The sequence below is a fragment of the Streptomyces sp. NPDC046727 genome, from assembly GCF_040645635.1.
Lineage (GTDB): Bacteria > Actinomycetota > Actinomycetes > Streptomycetales > Streptomycetaceae > Streptomyces.
Map to the genome: position 1 here is coordinate 111,252 of NZ_JBEYYR010000010.1, position 24,654 is coordinate 135,905.

General features: G+C 71.2%; 20 protein-coding genes. 9 read left to right on the plus strand and 11 right to left on the minus strand.

The window, feature by feature from the left end; all coding sequences use genetic code 11:
* Positions 1 to 41 precede the first annotated feature (41 nt).
* The 4 genes from whiA to uvrC are packed head-to-tail and all read right to left on the minus strand — an operon-like array spanning position 42 to position 5,198.
* Positions 42 to 1,031 (minus strand): DNA-binding protein WhiA, encoded by a 990-nt coding sequence (gene whiA, locus ABZ937_RS15025; protein WP_014672011.1) that lies wholly within the window; start codon positions 1,029 to 1,031, stop codon positions 42 to 44.
* Positions 1,022 to 2,089, minus strand: a complete 1,068-nt coding sequence (gene yvcK / locus ABZ937_RS15030; protein ID WP_361691209.1) for a uridine diphosphate-N-acetylglucosamine-binding protein YvcK — start codon at positions 2,087 to 2,089, stop codon at positions 1,022 to 1,024. Before yvcK ends, whiA begins: the two co-directional genes overlap by 10 nt.
* Entirely contained in the window at positions 2,086 to 3,108 is a 1,023-nt protein-coding gene (rapZ, locus tag ABZ937_RS15035; RefSeq protein ID WP_361691212.1) for an RNase adapter RapZ, read from the minus strand. The genes yvcK and rapZ overlap by 4 nt, the downstream gene beginning before the upstream one ends.
* Positions 3,105 to 5,198: an excinuclease ABC subunit UvrC gene (gene uvrC / locus ABZ937_RS15040; protein ID WP_361691215.1), complete on the minus strand. Its 2,094-nt coding sequence runs from the start codon at positions 5,196 to 5,198 to the stop codon at positions 3,105 to 3,107. The genes rapZ and uvrC overlap by 4 nt, the downstream gene beginning before the upstream one ends.
* Positions 5,199 to 5,841: 643 nt before the next feature.
* On the opposite strand from uvrC, the gene ABZ937_RS15045 reads away from it, so the two are divergent.
* On the plus strand, positions 5,842 to 6,789 hold the full coding sequence (locus ABZ937_RS15045; RefSeq protein WP_361691218.1) for a hypothetical protein: 948 nt from the start codon (positions 5,842 to 5,844) through the stop codon (positions 6,787 to 6,789).
* Between the two features lie 65 nt (positions 6,790 to 6,854).
* Here the strand turns inward: ABZ937_RS15045 and ABZ937_RS15050 are convergent, their stop codons facing one another.
* Complete coding sequence (locus ABZ937_RS15050) at positions 6,855 to 7,280, minus strand: Rieske (2Fe-2S) protein (protein WP_361691221.1); 426 nt, start codon at positions 7,278 to 7,280, stop codon at positions 6,855 to 6,857.
* 274 nt (positions 7,281 to 7,554) lie between these two features.
* Between ABZ937_RS15050 and ABZ937_RS15055 the strand changes: the two genes are divergently transcribed.
* Positions 7,555 to 8,685 (plus strand): LacI family DNA-binding transcriptional regulator, encoded by a 1,131-nt coding sequence (locus tag ABZ937_RS15055; protein WP_361691224.1) that lies wholly within the window; start codon positions 7,555 to 7,557, stop codon positions 8,683 to 8,685.
* Entirely contained in the window at positions 8,682 to 9,602 is a 921-nt protein-coding gene (locus ABZ937_RS15060; RefSeq protein ID WP_361691227.1) for a carbohydrate kinase, read from the plus strand. The genes ABZ937_RS15055 and ABZ937_RS15060 overlap by 4 nt, the downstream gene beginning before the upstream one ends.
* 198 nt (positions 9,603 to 9,800) lie before the next feature.
* Here the strand turns inward: ABZ937_RS15060 and uvrA are convergent, their stop codons facing one another.
* On the minus strand, positions 9,801 to 12,827 hold the full coding sequence (uvrA, locus tag ABZ937_RS15065) for an excinuclease ABC subunit UvrA (protein ID WP_361691230.1): 3,027 nt from the start codon (positions 12,825 to 12,827) through the stop codon (positions 9,801 to 9,803).
* Positions 12,828 to 13,051: 224 nt separating this feature from the next.
* On the opposite strand from uvrA, the gene ABZ937_RS15070 reads away from it, so the two are divergent.
* The 5 genes from ABZ937_RS15070 (at position 13,052) to ABZ937_RS15090 (ending at position 17,497) form a co-directional block, all read left to right on the plus strand.
* The gene (locus ABZ937_RS15070; RefSeq protein WP_361691233.1) at positions 13,052 to 13,738 is read left to right on the plus strand and encodes a maleylpyruvate isomerase family mycothiol-dependent enzyme; all 687 of its coding nucleotides are present in this window, start codon (positions 13,052 to 13,054) and stop codon (positions 13,736 to 13,738) included.
* 67 nt (positions 13,739 to 13,805) lie between these two features.
* On the plus strand, positions 13,806 to 14,462 hold the full coding sequence (locus ABZ937_RS15075) for an MBL fold metallo-hydrolase (protein ID WP_361691236.1): 657 nt from the start codon (positions 13,806 to 13,808) through the stop codon (positions 14,460 to 14,462).
* A 422-nt stretch (positions 14,463 to 14,884) separates the two neighbouring features.
* Entirely contained in the window at positions 14,885 to 15,769 is an 885-nt protein-coding gene (locus tag ABZ937_RS15080; RefSeq protein WP_361691239.1) for an ABC transporter substrate-binding protein, read from the plus strand.
* A complete protein-coding gene (locus tag ABZ937_RS15085; RefSeq protein ID WP_361691242.1) occupies positions 15,766 to 16,701 on the plus strand; it encodes an amino acid ABC transporter permease in 936 nt (311 codons plus the stop codon). The genes ABZ937_RS15080 and ABZ937_RS15085 overlap by 4 nt, the downstream gene beginning before the upstream one ends.
* Positions 16,702 to 16,768: 67 nt before the next feature.
* On the plus strand, positions 16,769 to 17,497 hold the full coding sequence (locus tag ABZ937_RS15090; protein WP_361691633.1) for an amino acid ABC transporter ATP-binding protein: 729 nt from the start codon (positions 16,769 to 16,771) through the stop codon (positions 17,495 to 17,497).
* 14 nt (positions 17,498 to 17,511) lie between these two features.
* Here ABZ937_RS15090 and aroQ read toward each other — a convergent pair whose 3' ends face one another.
* The gene (gene aroQ / locus ABZ937_RS15095) at positions 17,512 to 17,985 is read right to left on the minus strand and encodes a type II 3-dehydroquinate dehydratase (RefSeq protein WP_361691245.1); all 474 of its coding nucleotides are present in this window, start codon (positions 17,983 to 17,985) and stop codon (positions 17,512 to 17,514) included.
* Between the two features lie 210 nt (positions 17,986 to 18,195).
* On the opposite strand from aroQ, the gene ABZ937_RS15100 reads away from it, so the two are divergent.
* Positions 18,196 to 19,467 carry an MFS transporter gene (locus tag ABZ937_RS15100; protein WP_361691636.1) on the plus strand — a complete coding sequence of 424 codons (1,272 nt, stop codon included), beginning with the start codon at positions 18,196 to 18,198 and terminating at the stop codon, positions 19,465 to 19,467.
* A 27-nt stretch (positions 19,468 to 19,494) separates the two neighbouring features.
* On the opposite strand, the gene ABZ937_RS15105 is transcribed toward ABZ937_RS15100, so the two are convergent.
* The 4 genes from ABZ937_RS15105 to ABZ937_RS15120 all read right to left on the minus strand — a co-directional run bounded on the left by ABZ937_RS15105 (position 19,495) and on the right by ABZ937_RS15120 (position 24,599).
* Positions 19,495 to 20,595 (minus strand): ionic transporter y4hA, encoded by a 1,101-nt coding sequence (locus tag ABZ937_RS15105; RefSeq protein ID WP_361691248.1) that lies wholly within the window; start codon positions 20,593 to 20,595, stop codon positions 19,495 to 19,497.
* Between the two features lie 165 nt (positions 20,596 to 20,760).
* Complete coding sequence (locus ABZ937_RS15110; protein WP_361691251.1) at positions 20,761 to 21,762, minus strand: TerC/Alx family metal homeostasis membrane protein; 1,002 nt, start codon at positions 21,760 to 21,762, stop codon at positions 20,761 to 20,763.
* Between the two features lie 225 nt (positions 21,763 to 21,987).
* Entirely contained in the window at positions 21,988 to 23,961 is a 1,974-nt protein-coding gene (locus ABZ937_RS15115) for a TerD family protein (RefSeq protein ID WP_361691254.1), read from the minus strand.
* Between the two features lie 59 nt (positions 23,962 to 24,020).
* Positions 24,021 to 24,599, minus strand: coding sequence for a TerD family protein (locus ABZ937_RS15120; protein WP_361691256.1), 579 nt, complete (start codon positions 24,597 to 24,599; stop codon positions 24,021 to 24,023).
* Positions 24,600 to 24,654: the final 55 nt, after the last annotated feature.

Below are 24,654 nucleotides of genomic sequence, written 5' to 3' on the forward strand. Positions count from 1 at the left end.
CCGATCGGACGTCGGCACCGGCGAGTTGACGGCGTTTCGGATCAGCCCGCCAGGTTGTCCGCCAGCTCCTCGGTGAGGTTCGCCTCCGTGCCCGGGATGCCCAGGTCGGCGGCGCGCTTGTCCGCCATCGCCAGCAGCCGGCGGATACGGCCGGCGACCGCGTCCTTCGTGAGCGGCGGGTCGGCGAGCGCGCCCAGCTCCTCCAGGGACGCCTGCTTGTGCTCCATGCGCAGCCGGCCGGCGGCGGCGAGGTGCTCGGGCACCTCGTCCCCGAGGATCTCCAGAGCGCGCTGGACCCGGGCACCGGCGGCCACGGCGGCACGGGCCGAACGGCGCAGGTTGGCGTCGTCGAAGTTGGCGAGCCGGTTCGCCGTGGCCCGCACCTCGCGCCGCATCCGGCGCTCCTCCCAGGCCAGCACGGACTCGTGCGCACCGAGCCGGGTGAGCAGGGCGCCGATCGCGTCACCGTCGCGTACGACGACCCGGTCCACCCCGCGCACCTCGCGGGCCTTCGCGGCGATCGACAGCCTGCGGGCGGCCCCGACCAGCGCGAGCGCCGCCTCCGGGCCCGGGCAGGTCACCTCCAGGGAGGAGGAACGGCCGGGCTCGGTCAGCGAGCCGTGCGCCAGGAACGCCCCGCGCCAGGCCGCCTCCGCGTCACAGGTGGCCCCCGAGACCACCTGCGGGGGCAGCCCGCGGATCGGCCGGCCCCGGCCGTCGACCAGACCGGTCTGCCGGGCCAGCTGGTCACCGCCCGCCACGACCCGTACGACATACCGCGAGCCGCGGCGCAGTCCGCCGGGCGCCATCACGATCAGCTCGGAGCTGTGACCGAAGATCTCCAGGATGTCCCGCTTGAGCCGGCGCGCCGCCATCGCGGTGTCCAGTTCCGCCTCGATCACAATGCGCCCGCTCACCAGGTGGAGGCCGCCGGCGAACCGCAGAATGGCGGAAACCTCCGCCTTCCTGCAGCAGGTCCGGGTGACGGGGAGCCGGGAGATCTCGTCCTTCACCGCTGCCGTCATCGCCATGGGCCGATCCTTCCATGCATCCGAAAAATACGGTCGTACGCGGCGGCCAACAGCTCCGGATCGTGCCGGGGTGATCCGTCGGTCCGGGCCACCGGCGCCAGCTCGACCGCGGCTCCCAGCCGCTTGGCGGCCTCGGTGAGCGAGTCGCGGTCGGGCACGGCGGCCTCGTCGGCCAGCACCACGTCCAGGGCGAGTTTAGGGGCGTGTCGCCCCAAAACCTCCAAATGACGCTGCGGGGAGAAGCCCTCGGTTTCTCCCGGCTGCGGCGCCAGGTTCAAGGAGAGCACACGGCGCGCCTTGGTCTCGGTGAGGGCGTCCAGCAGCTCGGGGACGAGCAGGTGCGGGATCACCGAGGAGAACCAGGAGCCGGGACCGAGCACCACCCAGTCCGCGTCCAGGACCGCGGCCACGGCCTCCGGGACGGCGGGCGGGTCGTTGGGCACGAGATGCACCGACTGCACCTCGCCGGGCGTCAGGGCGACGGTGGCCTGCCCGCGCACCGTGTCCACGTCCTCCGGGCGCTCCGGATCATGCCCCTTGACCAGGGCCTGCAGCTCCAGCGGCACGGCGGACATGGGCAGCACGCGCCCATGCGCGCCGAGCAGCTTGCCGACCAGGTCCAATGCCTGCACATGGTCGCCGAGCTGCTCCCACAGGGCGACGATCAGCAGGTTGCCGACCGCGTGATCGTGCAGGTCGCCCTGCGACTGGAAGCGGTGCTGGATGACCCTGGCCCAGGTCTGGCCCCAGTCGTCGTCGCCGCACAGCGCGGCCAGCGCCTTGCGCAGGTCGCCGGGCGGCAGCACGCCCAGCTCGTCCCGGAGCCGGCCGCTGGATCCGCCATCGTCGGCCACGGTGACGACGGCGGTGAGGTCGCCGGTGATCCGGCGCAGCGCGGCGAGCGACGCGGACAGGCCCATGCCGCCGCCGAGCGCGACCACCTTGGGCTGGGCGCCGCGCCGCCGGGGCCGGCCCCCGCGCACCTCGGCCGGACGGCCGGCACGCGCGTCCGGCACCATCCGGCGCAGCCTGCTCAGCCGCGGTGTACGTTCCGTCATTCCCGTCCCATGTCCCGGTGCACGACCACCGTCTCCACGCCCTCGGCCGCGAGGCGCGCGGCGAGCTTCTCCGACATCGCGACCGAGCGGTGCTTGCCGCCGGTACAGCCGATGGCGATGGTCACGTAGCGCTTGCCCTCGCGCCGGTAGCCGGCCGCGATGAGCCGCAGCAGCTCGGCGTACCGGTCGAGGAACTCCTTGGCGCCGGGCTGGTTGAAGACATAGGCGGCGACCTCCTCGTTGAGGCCGGTGTACGGGCGCAGCTCCGGGACCCAGTGCGGGTTGGGCAGGAACCGCATGTCCGCGACCAGGTCGGCGTCGACCGGCAGGCCGTACTTGAAGCCGAAGGACATCACGGTAGCCCGCAGCTCGGGCTCCTCCTCGCCGGCGAACTGGGCGTCCATCTTGGCGCGCAGCTCGTGCACGTTGAGGCTGGAGGTGTCGATCACCAGGTCGGCGTCGCCGCGCAGCTCGCGCAGCAGCTCCCGCTCGGCGGCGATGCCGTCCACGATCCGGCCGTCGCCCTGGAGCGGGTGCGGGCGGCGCACCGACTCGAAGCGGCGGACCAGGGCCTCGTCGGAGGACTCCAGGAACACGATCCGCCGGGTGACGCCTCGGGTGTCCAGGTCGGCGAGGGACTCGCGCAGGTTGTCGAAGAAGCGCCGGCCGCGCACGTCCACGACGACCGCGATCCGCGCCACGTTGCCCTGCGAGCGGGCACCCAGCTCCACCATGGTGGGAATGAGGGCGGGCGGGAGGTTGTCCACGACGAACCAGCCGAGGTCCTCCAGACACTTCGCGGCCGTGGACCGGCCGGCTCCGGACATGCCGGAGATGATCACCAGCTCGGGAATGGCCGCCTCCGGGGCCCCGGCTGTCTCGCTGCCCGTACTCACCTGTGCTCCGTTGTCCTGGCCCGTGTCCTGGCCGGCGTCGGCGTCGTCGCGGACGACATCGTCGCCCGTGTCGCTGTGCGCTTGATCTCTCTGTGCTGTCGGCTGTGTGTCGTGCTCGCTCATGTCTCCTGCCCCCGTCGTTCGTCCGGGGCGCCCGCGGTCACGGGCTCCCCCGAGGAACCCCCCGTCGTATCGGGTTCCTCGTCCTCAATGATCTCTCCGGTCGCCGTGTTCACGGCGGGTGCGGCCGGGGCCGCCTGAGCGAGGGCCACGGCGATGGTCTCGGCCGTCTTCCGGCCTATCCCGGGCACTTCCTGGATCTGTTCGATTGTGGCGGACCGCAGCTTCTTCACCGAGCCGAAGTGCTTGATGAGCGCCTGTTTGCGGGTCTCGCCGAGGCCGGGGACGTCGTCCAGCGGGCCCGCGCGGAAGCGCTTGGCGCGCTTGACGCGCTGGTAGGTGATCGCGAAGCGGTGGGCCTCGTCGCGGACCCGCTGGAGCAGGTAGAGGCCCTCGCTGGTGCGGGGCAGGACCACGGGGTCGTCGTCGCCGGGCACCCAGACCTCCTCCAGGCGCTTGGCGAGGCCGCAGACGGCGATGTCGTCGATGCCCAGCTCGTCCAGGGCGCGCCGGGCCGCCGCGACCTGCGGCTGGCCACCGTCGACCACGACCAGCTGGGGCGGGTACGCGAACTTCTTCGGGCGGCCGTCGTCGTCCTTGAGGGAGTCGGTGATCACGTCTGTCCCGGTGAGCGAGCCGCCGTCGGTGAGGGTGTCCTCGGCGCCGGAGCCGTCGGCCCACTCCCCTGTCCGCTCCTTCTCGGCGAGGTAGCGCCTGAAGCGGCGGGTGATCACCTCGTGCATGGAGCGCACGTCGTCCTGGCCGGCGAAGCCCTTGATCTGGAAGCGGCGGTACTCGCTCTTGCGCTGCAGCCCGTCCTCGAAGACGACCATGGAGGCCACCACGTCGTCGCCCTGGAGATGCGAGATGTCGTAGCACTCGATCCGCAGCGGGGCGCTGTCCAGGTCGAGGGCGTCGGCGATCTCCTCCAGCGCCCGCGAGCGCGTCGTCAGGTCGGAGGCGCGCTTCGTCTTGTGCAGCGCGAGGGCCTGCTGGGCGTTGCGCTGCACGGTCTCCATGAGCGCCTTCTTGTCGCCGCGCTGCGGGATGCGCAGCGACACGTTCGCCCCCCGGCGGCCGGTCAGCCAGTCCTGGACCGGCTCGACCGGCTCGGGCAGGGCCGGGACCAGCACCTCCTTGGGGACCGCGTCCCCGCTCTCCTCGCCGTAGAGCTGCTGCAGGGCGTGCTCGACCAGGGCGCCGGTGGTGATTTCCTCCACCTTGTCCGTCACCCAGCCGCGCTGACCGCGGACCCGGCCACCGCGCACATGGAAGATCTGCACGGCCGCCTCCAGCTCGTCCTCGGCGACGGCGATGAGGTCGGCGTCGGTCGCGTCGGCGAGGACGACCGCGTTCTTCTCCATGGCCTTCTTCAGGGCATCGATGTCGTCGCGCAGGCGGGCCGCCCGCTCGTACTCCATCTCCTCCGCCGCATCCATCATCTGCTTCTCCAGACGGCGGAGGTAGGTGCCGGTCCGGCCGGCCATGAAGTCGCAGAACTCCTCGGCCAGCCCCTGATGGTCCTCGGGAGTGATCCGGCCGACGCAGGGGGCGGAGCATTTGCCGATGTAGCCGAGCAGGCAGGGGCGACCGGTGCGGGCGGCGTTCTTGAAGACACCGGCCGAGCAGGTGCGCACCGGGAACACGCGCAGCAGCAGGTCGACGGTGTCCCGGATGGCCCACGCGTGCCCGTACGGCCCGAAGTACCGGACGCCCTTCTTCTTGTGACCGCGCATCACCTGAACGCGCGGGAACTGCTCGTTCATCGTGACCGCGAGGTAGGGGTAGCTCTTGTCGTCGCGGTACTTGACGTTGAACCGGGGGTCGTACTCCTTGATCCAGGAGTACTCCAGCTGCAGCGCCTCGACCTCCGTGGACACCACCGTCCACTCCACGGACGCGGCGGTGGTCACCATCGTCCGGGTGCGCGGGTGCAGGTTCGCCAGGTCCTGGAAGTAGTTCGCCAGGCGCTGGCGCAGGCTCTTCGCCTTTCCGACGTAGATCACCCGGCGGTGCTCGTCACGGAACCTGTACACCCCCGGAGTGTCCGGGATCTCTCCCGGCCTGGGGCGGTAGCTGGAGGGGTCGGCCATGTCTCACACCCTACTGGCGAGCACCGACACCGCGTCGGGCCTGTGGACAACCCCCGCACCCGTACGCCGGCCCACGGTCGGCCGCCGGTACGCCTCCCGGCCACCGGCCTCGCCGCTGCTCCTGGACCGGCGGACCCCGGGGCGGCATCGCGGGGGCTTCCGGGACGGCTTCCCGGGGGGCTCGACGCCTCCGACGGCCGCGTTCGGCCAAGCCGAAGCCCTCGGCACGTCCGACGGTCACGTTCGGCCATGCCGGGGCCCTCGGCACGTCCAGCGGCCGCGTTCGGCCAAGCTGCGGCCCTCGGCAGGTCCGGCGGTCGCGTTCCGGCCGTGCCGGAGGCGTTCAGCCCGCCGCCGTCCCCCCGGCGAGGCCCTGGACGAGGCCCACGGCAGTCCTCGCGGACCCCCTCCGGCGTGCGCGGAGCGGCGAGGTCCGGCCAGTTGTCCGGAACGGCCGGGCCCGAGGTGTTGTCGGGTTCTGGTCAACACGCTTCAATGCGGGGGAACTCGGGGCCGTACACACATGCGTACGGGCGCGGTGTGCCCGGCCACGGGCGTCCGCAGCGCCCACGGGGGTGGCCCCGCACACCCGCACAGGCGGTCTGACCAGCCGTAGCAACACCTCACAGAAAGGCCCGTCGGCATGCGGCATGCCACAGAGCACGCGGACATCCCCACCGCGGAACTGGACACGGCCCTGCGGGGCGGCCCCTTCCATGTGGCGCTGCGCGCCGCGATCGCCGCACGCGGACTGCCGCTCCAGCGCGTGCAGCACCATCTGTCGCGCCACGGGGTGAAGGTGGGCGTCACCAGCCTGAGTTACTGGCAGCAGGGTGCCCGCCGCCCGCAGCGCCCGGAGTCGCTGCGCGCGGTACGGGCGCTGGAGGAGATCCTCCAGCTGCCGGACGAGTCACTGATCCGGCTGCTCGCCGAGTCGAACGAGCCCGCGATGGCCGGCCACCAGGCGGGCCGCTCCTACCGCTCCCTGATCGAGGCCTCGGACGTCCTGGACCGGCTCACCGCCGACCTCGGCTGGTCCCTGGACGGCGGACTCCACACCCTGGGCCACCACGAATGCGTCCGCATCGGCGCCCGGCGCGAGCTGGCGAGCCGCGAGGCCCACCACATCGTGCGGGCCCACCGCGACGGCGTCGACCGGTTCGTCGCCGTCCACCACGGCGACCCCGGCTGCGACCCACGCCGCATCGCCGTGCACGCCCTGGAGAACTGCCGCACCGGCCGCCTCCGCTGGGACCAGGACACCGGCGTCCTGGTGGCCGAGCTGCTCTTCGGCACCCGGCTGCGCACCGGCGACACCTTCCTCTTCCGGTACGGCATCGAGGACGGCACGGCCGGGACGTCCCGCGAGTACCTCCACCGGTTCGGATCACCCGGCGGCCAGTACGCGCTGCAGGTGCGCTTCGACACGGCCGCACTGCCGGTGCGCTGCCACCGCTTCGCCCAGCACTCGGCGGCGGCCCCGCGCAGCGGCCGACAGGAACTGTCCGTGGCGGATCCGCACCACTGCGTCCATGTGGTCGAGCCGAGGATCCGGCCGGGCATCGTGGGGATCGCCTGGGACTGGGAGTGAGCGGTCCCCCGGGGCCTTTTCACTGAGACGTGGTTCCGGCCCCCGCGGCTCTCCGGTCGGTCCGGTCAGTCCGCGGGACCGGCGACGATCCTGCCCTTCGTGGCCTTCACCGACAGCTCGGCCAGGGGCTCGGTGGCCGGCGCCTGGACCACCTTGCCCGTCACGGCGTCGAACTCGCTGCCGTGGCAGGGGCAGATCAGGGTCGTCCCCTGCAGCTTGTTGATGGGGCACCCCGCGTGCGTGCAGATCGTGCTGTACGCCTTCAGCGCGCCGTCCTGGTCACGGCTGACCACCACGTTGTGATCCCGGTAGAGCTTGGCCCCGCCTTTGGCGACCTCGCTCTCGGCACCGAGGTCCACCGGCGCGGTCGGGGTGGCGGCCGCACCGTTGCCACCGGGGGCCGAGCAGGCGGCCAGGCCGAGCCCGGCGACCGGGACCGCGGCGGCCCCTCGAAGGACGGTACGGCGGCTCGCGGAGGAGCGGGCGGGCATCTGGAACTCCACTGGTCAAGGGGTGTGCAGAGCGACGATACCGGGGCAGAGGGGCCGGTCTCGGGGCGGGGTTGGTGGAGTCGGGGGCGAGCTGAAGGGCGATTCGAGGGCGCGTTCGGGTGCAGTCCGGGCGGACTCGGGGGTGCGTCGGCGGAGCTGGGTGGGATGAGTGGCGGACTAGATGGCGGTGCAGGTGCGTAAACGCTTACGTAAGCGTTTACGCGGGGCTGTGCCATGGGATACCGTCCCGGCCATAAGACCGGAAGGGAACGCTATGGCCACCATGACGGATGTCGCCCGGCGTGCCGGAGTCTCCGTGGCGACCGTTTCCCACGTCCTCAACGGCACGCGCCCGGTGCTCCCCCACACCCGCCAGGCCGTGCTCGACGCCGTCGACGCCCTCGGCTACACCCCCAACACCCTGGCCCGCTCTCTGGTGACCTCGCGCACCCGCTCCATCGGACTTGCGGTGTCGGCCATCAGCAACCCGTACTTCACGGAGATCCTGCAGGGCGTCGAGGCCGCTGCTCTGGAAGCGGGCTACAGCCTGCTCATCGCCGATCCGCACGACGATCCCCGTCATGAGCGCAAGGTCGTGCAGCTGCTCCATGAGCGCCGGGTGGACGGCATGATCGTCGCCCCGTCCGCCGACCCCGGGGACCTCGTCGGCTACCTGCGTCGCCACGCGGTCCCGACCGTGTTCCTGGACCGACGGATCGACGCGCGCGTGGCGGAGACGGTATCGCCGGACGGCGGTGCGGGGGCCGCCTCTGTCCCGGATGCGCCGTGGTTCGACCAGGTCTGTGCCGAGAGTGCCGCGCCGATGGCCCTGCTCGTCACCCACCTCGCCGGGCTGGGGCACCGCCGGATCGGTCTGATCGCCGGCCTGCCCGGGCTCAGCACCACCGGTGAGCGCATCTCCGGCTACCGGGAGGGCCTCGCCGCCGCCGGTCTGGCCTACGACGAGCGTCTCCTCGTATCCGGCAATTCCGAGTCCGCCGGTGCCGAGCAGGCGACGGCCGCCCTGCTCGGCCTGCCCGATCCACCCACGGCGCTCGTCACCGCCAACAACGCGATGACCATCGGCGCCCTGAGCGCACTGCGCCGGCACGGCCGGTCCGTGCCGGACGACATCGCCCTGTGCTGCTTCGACGACTTCGCCTGGGCCGACCTGTTCTCGCCCCGGCTGACCGCCATCGCCCAGCCCAGCCGAGAGCTGGGCGCCCAAGCCGTCCGCGTGCTCCTGGACCGGCTGGCCGAGCCGGACCGGCCGGCCGAGACCGTCCGGCTGCCCTGCGCATTCGTCCATCGCACGTCCTGCGGCTGCCCGGAGGAGCCGGGCAGCACCGCAGAGGCCGGGCACACCGCATCATCCACGCTGTCCGAGAAGGGAACCGCCTCGTGATCGTCGTCGCCGGTGAGGCACTGATCGACCTGGTACCGCAGGGCCCCGGTGCCCTGGCGGACCTGAAGCCGGCGCTCGGCGGCGGCCCGTACAACACCGCCGTGGCGCTCGGCCGACTCGGCTCCCGCACCGCCTTCTGCTCGCGGACGTCGAACGACGCCTTCGGCGAGGCTCTGCTCGACGGACTGCGGCGGGCCGGGGTCGACGTGTCCGCCGTACAGCGGGGGCCTGAGCCGACGACGCTCGCCGTGGCCACGATCGACGCCGCCGGCTCGGCCGCGTACTCCTTCTATGTCGACGGCACCGCCGACCGCCTGTTCACCACCCCTGCCGTACTCCCCGCCGGTACGCGCGCGGTGTCCTTCGGTACCTGCTCGCTCGTCCTGGAACCGGGGGCGAGCGCCTACGAGGAGTTGATGCGTACCGCCGCAGGACAGGGGCTGTTCACCGCGCTCGACCCCAATATCCGGGCGGGGCTCATCGCGGACGCGGACGCCTACCGTGCGCGTTTCAAGAGCTGGCTGCCCTCGGTGACGCTGCTGAAGCTGTCCGAGGAGGATGCGGAGTGGCTCGGCGGCACCCCGCGCGAGTGGCTGAGCGCGGGACCGGCGGCCGTGGTGATCACACGGGGCGGCGACGGTCTGACCGTGTTCACCCCGGACGGCGGGGAGCATTCCGTGCCGGGCGAGAAGGTCGAGGTCGTGGACACCATCGGCGCCGGTGACACGGTGAACGCGGCCTTGCTGCACGGACTGGCCGTCCGGGACGCGCTGTCCCCGGAAGCGCTCGCCGCCCTCGGGACGGAGGGCTGGACACGGCTGCTGCGCTTCGCGGCACGGGCGGCGGCGGTCACCTGCTCGCGGGCGGGGGCCGAGCCACCGTACGCGGCGGAGCTGGGTGAGTCGGCCGCACTCTGAGCGGGTTGTTTCCCTGTGCTGTTGACAAGGTACGGCCGGACCTGCGGTGGGCGAGGGGGACCTGTCGGACCGCTGGACCGGGCTGGCTGATGGTGGAACGAGCGGCGCCCCGCGGGGAGTTCCCGCGGGGCGCCGAATTCTTGATGCGATGTCAGGCCGGGCCGGAGGGTGTCCTCAACGCCCTCCGGGCTGACCGTCTCAGGCCGTGCGGGCCCGCGTGGTCTTCTTCGCGGGCGTCGCCTTCTTCGTGACCTTGGCGGCCTTCTTGGTCGCGGTGTTGTTGGCCTTGGCCGTCACCGTCTTCTTCGCCGACGACGTGGCCGCGGCCGTCTTCCGGGCCGTACTGCCGCGCTGGGCCTTCACCGGCTCGGCGTCGCTGATCCGGTCGGCGCCGAGGATCTCCCTCAGGAACTTGCCGGTGTGGCTCGCCGGAACCCCGGCGACCTCCTCGGGCGTGCCCTCGGCGACCACCAGGCCACCGCCGGCGCCGCCCTCCGGACCCATGTCCACGATCCAGTCGGCGGTCTTGATCACGTCGAGGTTGTGCTCGATGACGATGACCGTGTTGCCCTTGTCGACCAGTCCGCCGAGGACCTTGAGCAGCTTGCTGATGTCCTCGAAGTGCAGACCGGTGGTCGGCTCGTCCAGGACGTAGACCGTGCGTCCCGTGGACCGCTTCTGCAGTTCGCTGGCGAGCTTGACGCGCTGCGCCTCACCGCCGGAGAGGGTGGTGGCGGACTGGCCGAGGCGGACGTAGCCGAGACCGACGTCGTTCAGCGTCTTCAGGTGACGGGAGATCGCCGGGACCGCCTCGAAGAAGTGCATGGCCTCCTCGATCGGCATGTTCAGCACTTCGGCGATGGACTTGCCCTTGTAGTGGACCTCCAGGGTCTCCCGGTTGTACCGGGCGCCGTGGCAGACCTCGCACGGGACGTAGACGTCCGGGAGGAAGTTCATCTCGATCTTGATCGTGCCGTCGCCCGCGCAGTTCTCGCAGCGACCGCCCTTGACGTTGAAGGAGAAGCGACCGGGCAGGTAGCCCCGGACCTTCGCCTCGGTGGTCTCGGCGAACAGCTTGCGGATGTGGTCGAAGACGCCGGTGTACGTCGCCGGGTTGGACCTCGGGGTGCGGCCGATCGGCGACTGGTCGACGTGCACGACCTTGTCGACCAGGTCGTCACCGTCCACGCGCGTGTGCCGTCCGGGGACGGTCCGGGCGCCGTTCAGCTCACGGGCCAGGTGCGTGTAGAGGATGTCGTTGACCAGGGTCGACTTGCCGGAGCCGGAGACGCCGGTGACGGCCGTGAACACACCCAGCGGGAAGGACACGTCGATGTCCTGCAGGTTGTTCTCGCGGGCGCCGTGCACGGTCAGGTGCCGGGACGGGTCACGGGGGCGCCGGATGTCCGGGAGCGGGATCGACTTGCGGCCCGAGAGGTAGGAGCCGGTCTGCGACTCGGCGTTGGCCAGCAGCTCCTTCAGGGAGCCGCTGTGCACGACCTTGCCGCCGTGCTCGCCAGCGCCGGGGCCGATGTCCACGATCCAGTCGGCGACCTTGATCGTGTCCTCGTCGTGCTCCACGACGATGAGCGTGTTGCCCATGTCGCGCAGGCGGACCAGGGTCTCGATCAGCCGGTGGTTGTCCCGCTGGTGCAGACCGATGGACGGCTCGTCCAGGACGTACAGGACGCCGACGAGGCCGGAGCCGATCTGGGTGGCCAGGCGGATGCGCTGGGCCTCGCCGCCGGAGAGGGTGCCTGCCGCGCGGTTGAGCGAGAGGTAGTCCAGGCCGACGTCGACCAGGAAGCGCAGCCGCTCGTTGACCTCCTTCAGGACCCGCTCGGCGATCTTCTTGTCGCGGGCGTTCAGCTTCAGCTCGCCCAGGAACTCCGCGCAGTCGCTGATCGACATCGCGGAGACCTCGGCGATCGACTTCTCCATGATCGTGACCGCGAGGACGATCGGCTTCAGCCGCGAGCCCTCGCAGGAGGGGCAGGGCACCTCGCGCATGTAGCCCTCGAAGCGCTCGCGGCTGGCGTCGCTCTCGGCCTCGCTGTGCCGGCGCTTGACGAAGGGCACCGCCCCCTCGAAGGGCGTGGTGTAGACACGCTCCCGGCCGTACCGGTTGCGGTAGCGCACCTCGATCTGGGTCTTGTGGCCGTGGAGCAGGGCCTTCTTGGCGCGCTGCGGCAGACCCGCGAAGGGGATGTCGGTGCGGAAGCCGAGGGCGTCCGCGAGGGCACCGATCAGGCGGCCGAAGTAGTCCTTGGTGTGTCCGTGCGACCAGGGGTGGATGGCGCCCTCGTCCAGGGACTTGTCCTCGTCCGGGACGATCAGCTCCGGGTCGACCTCCATGCGCGTGCCGATGCCGGTGCACTCGGGGCAGGCGCCGAAGGGCGAGTTGAAGGAGAAGGAGCGGGGCTCCAGCTCTTCGAAGGACAGGTCGTCGTACGGGCAGTACAGGTGCTCCGAGTACATGCGCTCGCGCTCGGGGTCGTCCTCGGGGAGGTCCACGAAGTCGAGCACGACCATGCCGCCGGACAGACCGAGGGCGGTCTCCACGGAGTCGGTGAGACGGCGCTTGGCGGTGCCCTTCACCGTGAGGCGGTCCACGACCACCTCGATGGTGTGCTTCTCCTGCTTCTTCAGGGTCGGCGGGTCGGACAGCTGGACGGTCTCGCCGTCCACGCGCGCGCGGGAGTAGCCCTTGGTCTGCAGGTCGGCGAAGAGGTCGACGAACTCGCCCTTGCGCTCGCGCACCAGCGGGGACAGCACCTGGAAGCGGCTGCCCTCCGGCAGCTCCAGGACCTTGTCCACGATGGCCTGCGGCGACTGACGCGAGATCGGGCGGCCGCACTCGGGACAGTGCGGCTTGCCGATGCGCGCGAAGAGCAGGCGCAGGTAGTCGTAGACCTCGGTGATCGTGCCGACCGTCGAGCGCGGGTTGCGCGAGGTCGACTTCTGGTCGATGGACACCGCCGGCGACAGGCCCTCGATGAAGTCGACGTCGGGCTTGTCCATCTGGCCGAGGAACTGCCGTGCGTACGAGGAGAGCGACTCCACGTAACGGCGCTGGCCCTCCGCGAAGATCGTGTCGAAGGCCAGGGAGGACTTGCCCGACCCGGACAGGCCCGTGAAGACGATGAGCGAGTCGCGAGGCAGGTCGAGCGAGACATTCTTCAGATTGTGCTCGCGCGCGCCACGGACGATGAGACGGTCGGCCACGCCGGTCCGCACCTTTCTTGGGAGAAGTGACAGGGGCGGGGCCCCTGTGCTTCTTCAGACTAGGGGGAGCCACTGACAACGCCGGTCGGATTGCCCGGTTGCATAACAACCACCGACCATCCAGCATGCCCGACGCCACCTTCGACGATATAGCACGCACATTCGATTTGCGGGCGAGGTTCACCACCTTCACCCAAACGTGTGGCCGGACTAGGGTCAGCACCATGATTGATCACGCGCATGACCTGGCCTGTGTACGGGAAGCGACGGACCGGCTCCTCGCCGCGGTCGCCAAACTGGACAACGCCTCACTCGCCGAGCCGTCACGGCTTCCGGGCTGGAGCCGCGGCCACGTCCTCGCCCACCTCGCCCGGAACGCGGACGCGCTCGTGAACGTCCTCCAGGGCCGTCCCATGTACGCGAGCGCCGAGGTGCGGGACGCCGACATCGAGCGCGACGCCCCGCGGCCCCTGGAGGACCAGGTCGCCGACGTCCGGGAGAGCGCGGCCCGCTTCCAGGCGGCCGGGGACGCGCCCGCGGACTGGACGCGCACGGTGGAGCTGCGCAACGGGGTCACCGACTCCGCGGCCCGGGTGCCGTTCCGCCGGTGGGCGGAGGTGGAGCTGCACCACGTCGACCTCGGGATCGGTTACGAGCTGGAGGATCTTCCGGCGGAGTTCCTGGAGCGGGAGACCGGCTTCCTCACGGACCGGTTCTCCGGGCACCCCGACGTGCCGGCGACCCGCGTCACGGATGCCGCGCGCGCGTGGAGCACCGGGCGCGAGGCGGACGAGCCCGGGGTCACGGTCACCGGCCGGCCCGCGGACCTGGTGGGCTGGCTCGCCGGGCGCCGCGACGGGGCGGCGCTGGAGGTACGGGGCGGGGCGCTGCCGAAGCTGCCTCCGCTCTAGGAGGACCACCGCCCACGGGCTCGCCCGGCGGCCGTCCACCGGGGCTCCCCCGCTATAGGCTGCCGTCATGACGTACTCCGGAGAGGTCAAGGTCGGCGGACCGGCGGATGTGCACGAGCTGAAAGACCTGATGATCAGCAAGATCGCGGTCGGCCCGATGGACAACAACGCCTATCTGCTGCGCTGCCGGGCCACCGACGAGCAGCTTCTGATCGACGCCGCCAACGAGGCGGAGACACTCCTCGCCATGATCGGTGACGACGGCATCGCGTCCGTCGTCACCACGCATCAGCACGGCGATCACTGGCAGGCCCTCGCCCGGGTCGTCGCGGCCACGGGCGCGCGTACGTACGCCGGCCGCGACGACGCCCCCGGCATCCCGGTGCCCACCGACGTCCACGTCGACGACGGCGACGTCATCAGGGTGGGCCAGGTGGAACTCACCGCGCGCCATCTGGTCGGGCACACGCCCGGTTCGATCGCGCTGGTCTACGACGACCCGCACGGGCACCCGCACGTCTTCACCGGCGACTGCCTCTTCCCGGGCGGTGTCGGCAATACGCGCAAGGACCCGAAGGCGTTCGCCAGCCTGATCCACGACGTGGAGACGAAGCTCTTCGACGTGCTGCCGGACGAGACGTGGGTCTATCCGGGGCACGGCAACGACACCACGCTGGGCGCGGAACGGCCGCATCTGCCGGAGTGGCACGCGCGCGGGTGGTGAGCGGGCACCGGACGGCGCGGCGGCGCGTCCGTGAGAGCCTGGCGGTTCGCGTGCGCGTCCGCGGGTGCCTGGCGGCTCTCGCTGAGTGCCCGCGCTCCGGCGTGCAGGCCGTACGCGCGCCCCGCGCACACCACTCCTGTGCGCGCCCCGTGTGAACCTTTCGCACGCACCGGACCCCCGCGCGCACTCCCGCAGAGCCGTCGCGCGCAGTCAACTGGTAGGAGCCCCGCCCAGGATGACGGCTCCTGAGCGGTAGGGGCCGCCGGCCTCCAACCCCGCCCTCGGCCGGCGGCCCAGGCCTGCGGCACGCGCGCGTGGACGACGTCGAGCCGCGTTCACACGGCCGCAACACCCGTTCCCAGTATGCGGACAACGACCACCGTGACCTGGACAAACGCTGCGTTCGCTGCCACTCTCCCGCCATGCATCCTGCCCCTCGCGCCCTGCGCCGCGCGGTCGCCGCCGCCACCGTAGCCCTGCTCGCCACCGCTGTCGGCTGCGCCCCGCAGCCCGAGGAGAAGGCGTCGGCCGCCCCGTCCGGGTCGGCCGCGAAGAGCTGCGCCCAGGGCAAGCTCGCCACCAAGACGTCCGGGAAGCTGACGATCGCGACGGACGAACCGGCGTACGAGCCCTGGTTCAAGGACGACAAGCCCGCCAACGGCAAGGGCTTCGAGTCGGCGGTCGCCTATGCCGTGGCGAAGCAGCTGGGGTACGACAAGAGCGCGGTCGTATGGCAGAGCGTGCCGTTCAACAAGGCGTTCGCGCCGGGGGTGAAGACCTTCGACTTCGACATCAACCAGGTGTCGATCAGCGCCGAGCGCAAGAAGGCCGTTGACTTCTCCTCCGGCTACTACGACGTGCGCCAGGCGGTCATCGCGCTCAAGGGCACCAAGGCCGCCCGGGCGACGAGCATCGCGGACCTGAAGAAGCTGAAGCTGGGCGCCCAGGTGGGCACCACGAGCCTCGACTACATCTCCGACGTCGTGAAGCCGGCCCAGGACGCCGCCGTCTACGCCAAGAACGACCAGGCCAAGTCCGCGCTGAAGAACGGTCAGGTCGACGCCATCGTCACCGACCTGCCGACCGCGTTCTACATCACCGCGGCCGAGGTGACGGACGCGAAGATCGTCGGCCAGTTCGAGAACCAGGGCGGCACTGCCGAGCAGTTCGGCCTCGTGCTGGACAAGGGCAGCGCGCTGACCTCGTGCGTGACCGGTGCCGTCGACGCCCTGCGCAAGGACGGCACGCTGGCCGGGATCGAGAAGCAGTGGCTCTCGGACGCCGTCGACGCCCCGGTGCTCAAGTGACGCTCACCAAGGGCGAGTCGGCCCGGGAGGGGGCGGACGACAAGGGTGACATGACCGGTGGCGCCGGTGACGGCGGCTCCGGCGACGACTACGTACCCTCCGAGCGGCGGCTGGCGCGCGAGCGCTACAGACGCGCGCGTGCCCGCCGTGCCACCGCCATCGGGGCGCTGTCGACCCTCGTCACGGCCGCCGTGCTCTACCTGGTCGTCGTCAACGCACCGGGCTGGCCGCGCACCAAGGAGACCTTCTTCAGCGCGCACTACGCGCGCGAGGCGTTCCCGAAGGTCCTCGAAGGGCTGTGGCTGAACGTCCGGCTGCTGCTGATCTGCGGTGCCGCCGTCCTGGTCCTCGGCATGCTGATCGCCGTCGCGCGGACCCTGCGCGGCCCGGTCTTCTTCCCGCTCCGGGCGCTAGCGGCGGCGTACACCGACTTCTTCCGCGGTCTGCCGCTGATCATCAACCTGATGATCGTGGTCCTGGGCGTGCCGGCGCTGCGGCTGCAGGGGGTCACGGTCGATCCGGTCCTGCTCGGCGGGACGGCGCTGACGCTGACGTACTCGGCGTACGTGGCGGAGGTGTTCCGGGCCGGCATCGAGTCCATCCACCCCTCGCAGCGGGCGGCGGCGCGCTCGCTGGGCCTCACCAACCGGCAGGCCCTGCGCTACGTCGTACTGCCGCAGGCCGTGCGCCGCCAGGTGCCGCCGCTGCTCAACGACCTGGTGTCGCTGCAGAAGGACACCGGTCTGGTGTCCATCGGAGGTGCGGTGGACGCCGTACGCGCGGCCGACATCATCGTGGGCCGCAGCCTGAACTACACGCCGTACATCGTCGCGGGGCTGGTGTTCGTGGCGCTGACCATTCCGATGACCCGGTTCACCGACTGGGTGACGGCCCGGATGGACCGGCAGCGGGCCCAGGGAGGTTCCCTGTGAGGACCCGGGGAGGAGCCCTGTGAGCGCGTCCGAGAGCACGCCCGTGAGCAATGCGCCCGTCCTGCGGATGGAGTCCGTCCGCAAGACCTTCGGCGACTCGGTCGTCCTGCGGGACGTCGATCTGGAGGTCGCCCCGCACACGGTGACCGCGCTGATCGGCGCCTCCGGCTCGGGCAAGTCCACGCTGCTGCGCTGCGCCAACCTCCTGGAGGAGGTCGACGACGGCGCGATCTGGCTGGACGGCGAGGAGATCACCGACCCGCGCGCGGACCAGGACGCGGTACGCCGCCGGATCGGGGTCGTCTTCCAGGCGTACAACCTCTTCCCGCACATGACCGTGCTCGACAACATCACGCTCGCGCCGCGCCGGGTGCACGGCGTCTCTCGTGCGGAGGCCGAGGAACGGGCCAGGGAGCTGCTGGAGCGCCTCGGCCTCGCCGGCAAGGCGGATGCCTACCCGGACCGGCTCAGCGGCGGTCAGCAGCAGCGTGTGGCGATCGTACGGGCCCTCGCGGCGCGGCCGCGGCTGTTGCTGCTGGACGAGATCACGGCCGCGCTCGACCCCGAACTGGTGGGCGAGGTGCTGGAGGTGGTCCGTGGCCTGAAGGACGAGGGCATGACGATGGTGCTGGCGACGCACGAGATGGGCTTCGCGCGGGACGTCGCCGACCAGGTGTGCTTCCTGGACGGCGGGGTCGTGCTGGAGCGCGGCACCGCCGAGCAGGTCTTCGGCGACCCTCGGCAGGAGCGCACGCGGCGGTTCCTGCGGCGGATCGTGGAGGCGGGCCGGCTGTAGTCCCGCGCGCGGGGTTACGCGTCCGCCTGCGCCGCGCCGGCCAGCGCCGCGACCCGCTCCACGCCGAACACGTAGCCCTGCACTCCGCAGCCGGCGATCACGCCGTCGGCGCGCAGCGAGACGTACGAGTGGTGCCGGAACGATTCGCGCTGGTGGATGTTGGAGATGTGCACCTCCAGCACGGGCATGCCGTCGCAGGTGTTGAGCGCGTCCAGAATGGCGACCGACGTGTGCGAGTAGGCGCCGGGGTTGATGACGATCCCGCAGTGGTTCAGCCGCGCCTCCTGGATCCAGTCGACCAGTTCGCCCTCGTGGTTGGACTGCCGGAAGTCCACGGTGCCGCCGTGCGCGGCTGCCGCCTTGGCGCACAGCGCCTCCACGTCGGCCAGTGTGTCCTTGCCGTAGATCTCGGGCTGGCGCTGGCCGAGCAGGTTCAGGTTGGGCCCGTTGAGGATCATGATCGGGGCGCTGGCAAGGGTGCGGGGCACGGTTCCTCCGGTCCGTTCGGGGCGGTGCGGGTACGACCGCTGCTCGCACCCGGTCTATCACGCCGACCAGGGCGGACAGCGGGCCGCGGGCCCCGCTCACCCCGGCGCGCACTCCGGTCCCGTGGTCACCTCCGCACGCCCCCGTAACCCTTGATCACTGGGGGTAGTTGACGCGGCATGCACGATGTACCCGTCGTAAGCACCCCGTCCATGCCGCGGCTCGCCGCCGCCTCGCTCGCCGGGACAGCGGTCGAGTTCTACGACTTCTTCGCCTACGGAACCGCGGCGGCTCTGGTTCTGGGGCCGTTGTTCTTTCCGACGTTCTCGCCGCTCGCCGGGACGCTGGCGGCGTTCGGGACGTTCGGGGTGGGGTTCGTGGCCCGGCCGGTGGGCTCGGTGCTGTTCGGGCACCTCGGGGACCGGCGCGGACGGCGGCCCGTGCTCGTCGTCTCGTTGCTGCTCACCGGTGCCTCCACGGTCGCGGTCGGCTGTGTGCCGTCGTACGGGGCCATCGGCATGGCCGCGCCCGTGCTGCTGCTCGTCCTGCGCTTCCTGCAGGGGCTGGGGCTCGGCGGGGAGTGGGGCGGGGCGGTGCTGCTGACCGCCGAGCACGCTCCCCCCGGGCGGCGAGCGCTGTGGTCGAGCTTCCCCCAGATGGGGCCGGCGCTCGGCTTCGTCCTGGCCAACGGGGTGATGCTCGTGCTGTCGGCGACGCTGTCCGACGCGGAGTTCGCGCGGTGGGGCTGGCGCGTGCCGTTCTGGGCGGCCGGCGCGCTGGCACTGGCCGGTCTGTGGCTGCGCTCGTCGCTCGCGGAGAGCCCCCGGTTCCTGGAGATCGACGACCACGCGCGCGTGCCGCTCGTCGAGGTCGTACGGCACCACGGACGGCTGGTGCTGCTGACGGCCGGGGCGCTGGCGGTCGGCTACGCGGTGTTCTACACGGTGACGACCTGGTCGCTGTCGTACGCGACGGAGCGGCTCGGCGTGAGCCGTACGGTCATGCTGGTCTGCATCGTGGGCGCGGTGGTCGTGCAGGGCGCGCTGACGCCGTTCCTGGCGCTGCTCGGCGACCGGTACGGACGTCGGCCGATGTGTCTGACCGGGTGCGCGGCCTGCGCCCTGTGGATGCTCCCGATGGTCGCGCTGCTGGCGACCGGCGAGCCGCTGCTGATGTTCCTCGCCATCCTGGGCGCCCTGCTCGCCTTCGTCACCATCGTCTCGGTGATCGCCGCCTACCTGCCGGAACTGTACGAGCCCCGGGTGCGGTGCACGGGTGCCGCGGTGGGCTACAACCTCGGCGGCGTCCTCGGCGGCGCCCTCACCCCGATCGTGGCAACGGCCCTCGCGGAGCGGGGCGGGCGGGTCCCGTGGGGCGTGGGGGTGTATCTGACGGGTATCGCACTGATCAGCCTGATGTGCTTCGCGCTGCTTCCGGAGACCCGTCCGGTGCCCGTGCCGGCGGTGGAGCAGGTCACGGGCTGACCGGACGGGCCGCGAACCGATCGCGGGCTAGGGATTGATCGCCAGTTCCAGGTAGGCCGCGAACAGCACCAGGTGGACGCCTCCCTGCAGGGGCGTGGCACGGCCCGGCACGACGGTCAGGGAGCTGACCACCACGGTCAGCGCGAGCAACAGCATGTGGGTCGAGCCGAGGCCGAGGACGAGCGGCCCGGACAGCCAGACGGAGGCGAGTGCCACGGCCGGGATGGTCAGGCCGATGCTGGCCATCGCGGAGCCGAGCGCGAGGTTGAGGCTGGTCTGCACCCGGTCACGGCGTGCGGAGCGCAGCGCGGCGATCGTCTCCGGCAGCAGGACGAGCAGGGCGATGATCACACCGACCACCGCTTGCGGCAGGCCCGCCGCCGCCACACCCGACTCGATCGTGGGCGACACGCCCTTGGCCAGGCCGACCACCCCGATCAGGGCGAGCCCGAGCAGGCCGAGGCTGATCCAGGCGGCGCGCGCGGAGGGGGGTTGGGCGTGGGTGTCGGCGGTGATGACCTCACCCTGCCGGGTGATGGGCAGGAAGTAGTCGCGGTGGCGTACGGTCTGGGTGGTCACGAACAGCCCGTACAGGATCAGTGAGGACAGCGCGGCGAACGTCAGCTGGACCGAGGAGAACTCCGGTCCGGGCTTGCTGGTGGTGAAGGTCGGCAGCACGAGGCTGAGCGTGGCCAGCGTGGCCACGGTCGCCAGTGCCGCGCCGGTGCCCTCGGGGTTGAAGACCGCCGTGCCGTGCCGCAGGGAGGCGACGAGCAGACAGAGCCCGACGATGCCGTTGCACGTGATCATCACGGCGGCGAAGACGGTGTCCCGGGCCAGGGTGGAACTCTTGTCGCCGCCGTCGGCCATGAGGGTGACGATCAGGGCCACCTCGATGACCGTGACGGCGATGGCGAGCACCAGGGAGCCGAAGGGCTCACCGACCCGGTGGGCGATCACCTCGGCGTGGTGCACGGCCGCCAGAACGGCACCGGCGAGGACGAGGGTCACCAGGCCGACGACCACACCGGGCAGGTCCCGGCCCCAGGTGAAGGCCAGCAGGACGACCGCGAGCACCGGCACGAGGATCGTCCATCGATGAGTGAGCGACCGGAGCCGAGTGATCATGCGGCGATGGTCGCAGAGGCTTACAGGGTTCGCATTCCGTTCTTTTCGGATACCTCTCATCCTTTCCGGTGCGGGGCCCGGTGCCGGTGGGACCGGGCCTCCGCGTCGCGACGACACCCCGCTGAGGGGCTATGGGGCGGATCACGGGCTTCCCCGACGGTGCGGTCAGACGTCGACGCTGCCCTTCCGGGCGTCTTCGCCGGCGGCCTTCGCCGCCTCGACTGCCGCCTGCTTCTTGGAGGCCAGCAGGCTGGTGACCGTGGTGACGGCGAGGACCGCGCAGATCACACCGAGGGAGACCGGGATGCTGATCTCGGGGACATGGACACCGGACTCGTGCAACGCGTGCAGCACCAGCTTGACGCCGATGAAGCCGAGGATGATCGACAGGCCGTACGACAGGTGGACCAGCTTCCTCAGCAGGCCACCGATGAGGAAGTACAGCTGACGCAGGCCCATCAGGGCGAAGGCATTGGCGGTGAAGACGATGTACGGGTCCTGGGTGAGGCCGAAGATCGCGGGGATGGAGTCCAGCGCGAACAGCACGTCCGTCGTACCGATGGCGAGCATCACGACCAGCATCGGGGTCATGACCCGCTTGCCGTTCTGCTGGATCCAGAGCTTCGTGCCGTGGTACCGGTCGGCCACGCCGAACTTGCGCTCCGCGGCCTTCAGGAGCTTGTTCTCCTCGTACTCCTCGTCCTGCTCCTCTGCGCGGGCCTCCTGGATGAGCTTCCAGGCGGTCCAGATGAGGAAGGCGCCGAAGAGGTAGAACACCCAGGAGAAGCTGGCGATGATCGCGGCTCCGGCGGCGATGAAGACGGCCCGCAGGACCAGGGCTATGAGGACGCCGACGAGCAGGACGCGCTGCTGGTACTGGGTGGGCACCGCGAACTTCGCCATGATCAGGACGAAGACGAAGAGGTTGTCGACGCTCAGTGACTTCTCGGTGATGAAGCCCGCGAAGAACTCGCCGGCCGGCTGTCCACCGCCGAAGACGAGAAGACCGAGACCGAAGAGCCCGGCCAGGGCGATCCAGACGACCGTCCAGATACCCGCTTCCTTGATCGACACCTCATGCGGCTTGCGGCCGATGAAGAAGTCGACCGCGATCAGGGCGGCGAGACCCACGATGGTGAAGACCCATAGGGCCATGGAGACTTCCACTGCACCTCCGGCATTGGGGAACGGCAAACACACTCAGCGTTGTCGCTGCCGGAGGTCTCTTCCACCCGTGATGGGCCGACGCCCCGGGACCTGGAACCGGTCCGTACTGACGGGTGCGCCGCAGTCAGGGAGTACTCCCCTCCGTACGGAAGACAGTACCCCAATCACCAAGGAAAGGTAAAGTGTTTAGTAAAATAGATGCCAAGTTGGCTGGTCAGAGCCCCTTTACCACTGCTTGGTGCGGGCTCGGCCCACCTCGGTGAGCACCTCGCGCATTACCCGGCTGCCCACCGGGGCGAGTGACGGTTCGTACGTCCAGGCATGGCCGACCCACGGATCGGCGAGATGGTCGTCGGGCAGCGGGGTGAGTCGCAGCAGCGAACGCCACAGCGGGTCGAGCAGGGGGCCGTAGGCGGCGGTGTCCTCACGGTCGGCGACCAGCAGGAGGTGCACGCCGACGGCCGGCCCCTCGTCGGCGAGATAGCGCAGCCGGGTCACCGACCGCTCGTCGAACCCGTGCGGGAAGTCGTTGACGATCAGGAGCTGCTGCGCGGTGTCCACATCGGCCGGCAGTGACTCGGCCGCACCGCCCCGCATCGCCATCTGCACCAGGTCGACCCGCCGGGTGAGCCGCTCCAGCATCTGCGAGACCCCCGCCGCGCCGGTCGCGGGCGGCACCGCGAGGACCCCCGCCTGCGTCAGCGGCAGGAGCGCCCGCGCTCCGGCACCGGCCGGGTCGATGACCTGCACCGCGAACGCCCCGGCCGGGTGGACGGCCAGCAGGCGCGCCGCGAGGGCGACCGCCGCCTCCATGGCCAGGTGTCGCAGCTCGGCGGAGTCGGGCACACGGTCGCCGGTGTCTGCCGCCGGACCGCTGTCGATCCACAGACCGCGTTCCAGCGGCAGCCTGACCAGCAGGGGTATGCGCAGCGGGACGCTATCGGGGAGGTGGAGATCGCCGAGCCGCAGGGCCATCGGCGACTCCGCGGGGACACGGTAGGCATGCCAGACGGGGTTGTCCCACCGGGCGTAGGCGGGCGGGAGCGCGGGCTCCACCACCTCGGCCTCGGCGGTGAGCTGGGCGAGGTCGCGGTCGAGGGCCTCGCGCGCCTGGTCCGCCAGCTGGGTCCGGCGAGCGTGGGCCGCCTCGCGGGCGGTGTCTCCCGCCGTGCCGAGCCGCCGGCGCGGGTCGGCGAGGGCCTGGTCCAGCTCCTCCTCCAGTCGGGAGTCGGCGAATTCGACGGCCCTGCGGTAGGCGGCGGTGGTGCGGGCCAGATCCTCGAACATGCCCCAGACCTGGTTGTACAGCCGTTCCTCCATCGACCAGCCCACGGCGTCTCCGGCGACGGGCTGAGCGGGCTGTCCGTCGGCGGCCGAGGGGGCGGGAGGCGGGGGCGGAGGAGGACCGTTGCGGGTCCGGCGGGGGTGCGTGTAGTCGATCGGGCCGATGGGCTGCAGGTGATCGTCGTCCGGGTGCTGCGGGCCGTACGGCCGTAGCGACTCCGCGGGCTCGGATGTGGAGGCAGCTTGCGGAGCGGACGCCGTGTGAGGCGCGGGAGGTGTTTCAGGGGTGGGAGACGCCAGGGGTGTGGAACCGACGGCGGTCGGCGCGGCCGGCTCGGTCGACGGTGTGGGTATCGCGTGAGGCAGGGTGTGGGCCGCCGCCTCCTGGATGGCCGTCGTGACGTCGTCCGCGTCGCGCAGCCCCTGGTCGGCGAGGAGTGCGGGCAGGCCGCCCGCGTAGCCCTGGCCCATCGCACGCACTTTCCAGGCACCCTGCCTGCGATACAGCTCCAGGGCGATCACGGCGGCCTCGGCGTCCAGGCCGGTGAGGGTGTAGCAGGCGAGTTCGGTGCCGTCGAGGCCGTTCACCGTGGTGTGCGGGGCGGGGACGGCACCGAAGCGGAGCGGGCCCGCGGTGCCGGTGGGCAGGGCCAGGAACACGTCGATGCGGTGCACGGCCTCGGGCAGGGCGGCCAGGTCGACGGTCAGGCGGTGCTCGGCGGCGGCCTGCCGGAGCACCTCGACGCCGGGCACCGCAGGGGCACCGAGGTGGGCCACCCACTCGCGGCCGTGCACCGTGCCGTGCTCGTCGCCGAGGGTGGCTCCGGCCAGGACCGGCACTCCGGCCGAGATCCGGATCTCCAGCCGGGCCTGGGACAGCGAGTGGTTCTGTCCCCGTACCAGCTCAGCCGCCATCGCCGTCCCCCCGTGTCGTTCTGTCGTGCGTACCGCGCCCGGTGGGCCGGCGGTCGGTCCTAGAGGTGCTGCTGGATCGTCGGCATCAGGTCCTGGAAGGTGCGGCCGTTCGCCGGGGAGCCGATGGCGGTCATCGTCCAGCCGGAGCCTGCCCGGTGCACCTTGGCCATGATCTGGGCGGTGTACTCGCCACCGCCGGCCAGGGTGTAGCGGGCCAGTTCCTGGCCGGTGGTCTCGTCCACGAGCCGGCAGAACGCGTTCTGCACTTCCTGGAAGGTCTGGCCGGTGAAGGAGTTCACCGTGAAGACGATCTGGTCGATGTGGACCGGGACACGCTGCAGGTCCACCAGGATCGCCTCGTCGTCCCCGCCCTGACCGGCGCCGCCCACGAGGTTGTCACCGGTGTGGCGCACGGAACCGTCGTCGCTCACCAGGTGGCGGAAGAAGACGACGTCCTCGGGCTTCCCGCCGGCGAAGAGGACCGCCGAGGCGTCCAGGTCGATCTCGCGGGTGCGGGAGCCGAACAGGCCGCGCCGCTTCGCCGCCTGCCAGCCGAGCCCCATACGGACCGCGGTCAGGGTGGCACCGTCCTTCTTCTCCAGGCTGATGGCCTGACCCTTGGACAAGTTGACGGACACGGCTGAATCCCCTCTCGACGGTCCCCTGTTGCCGCGCCGGGCTGTGTGCTGCGCA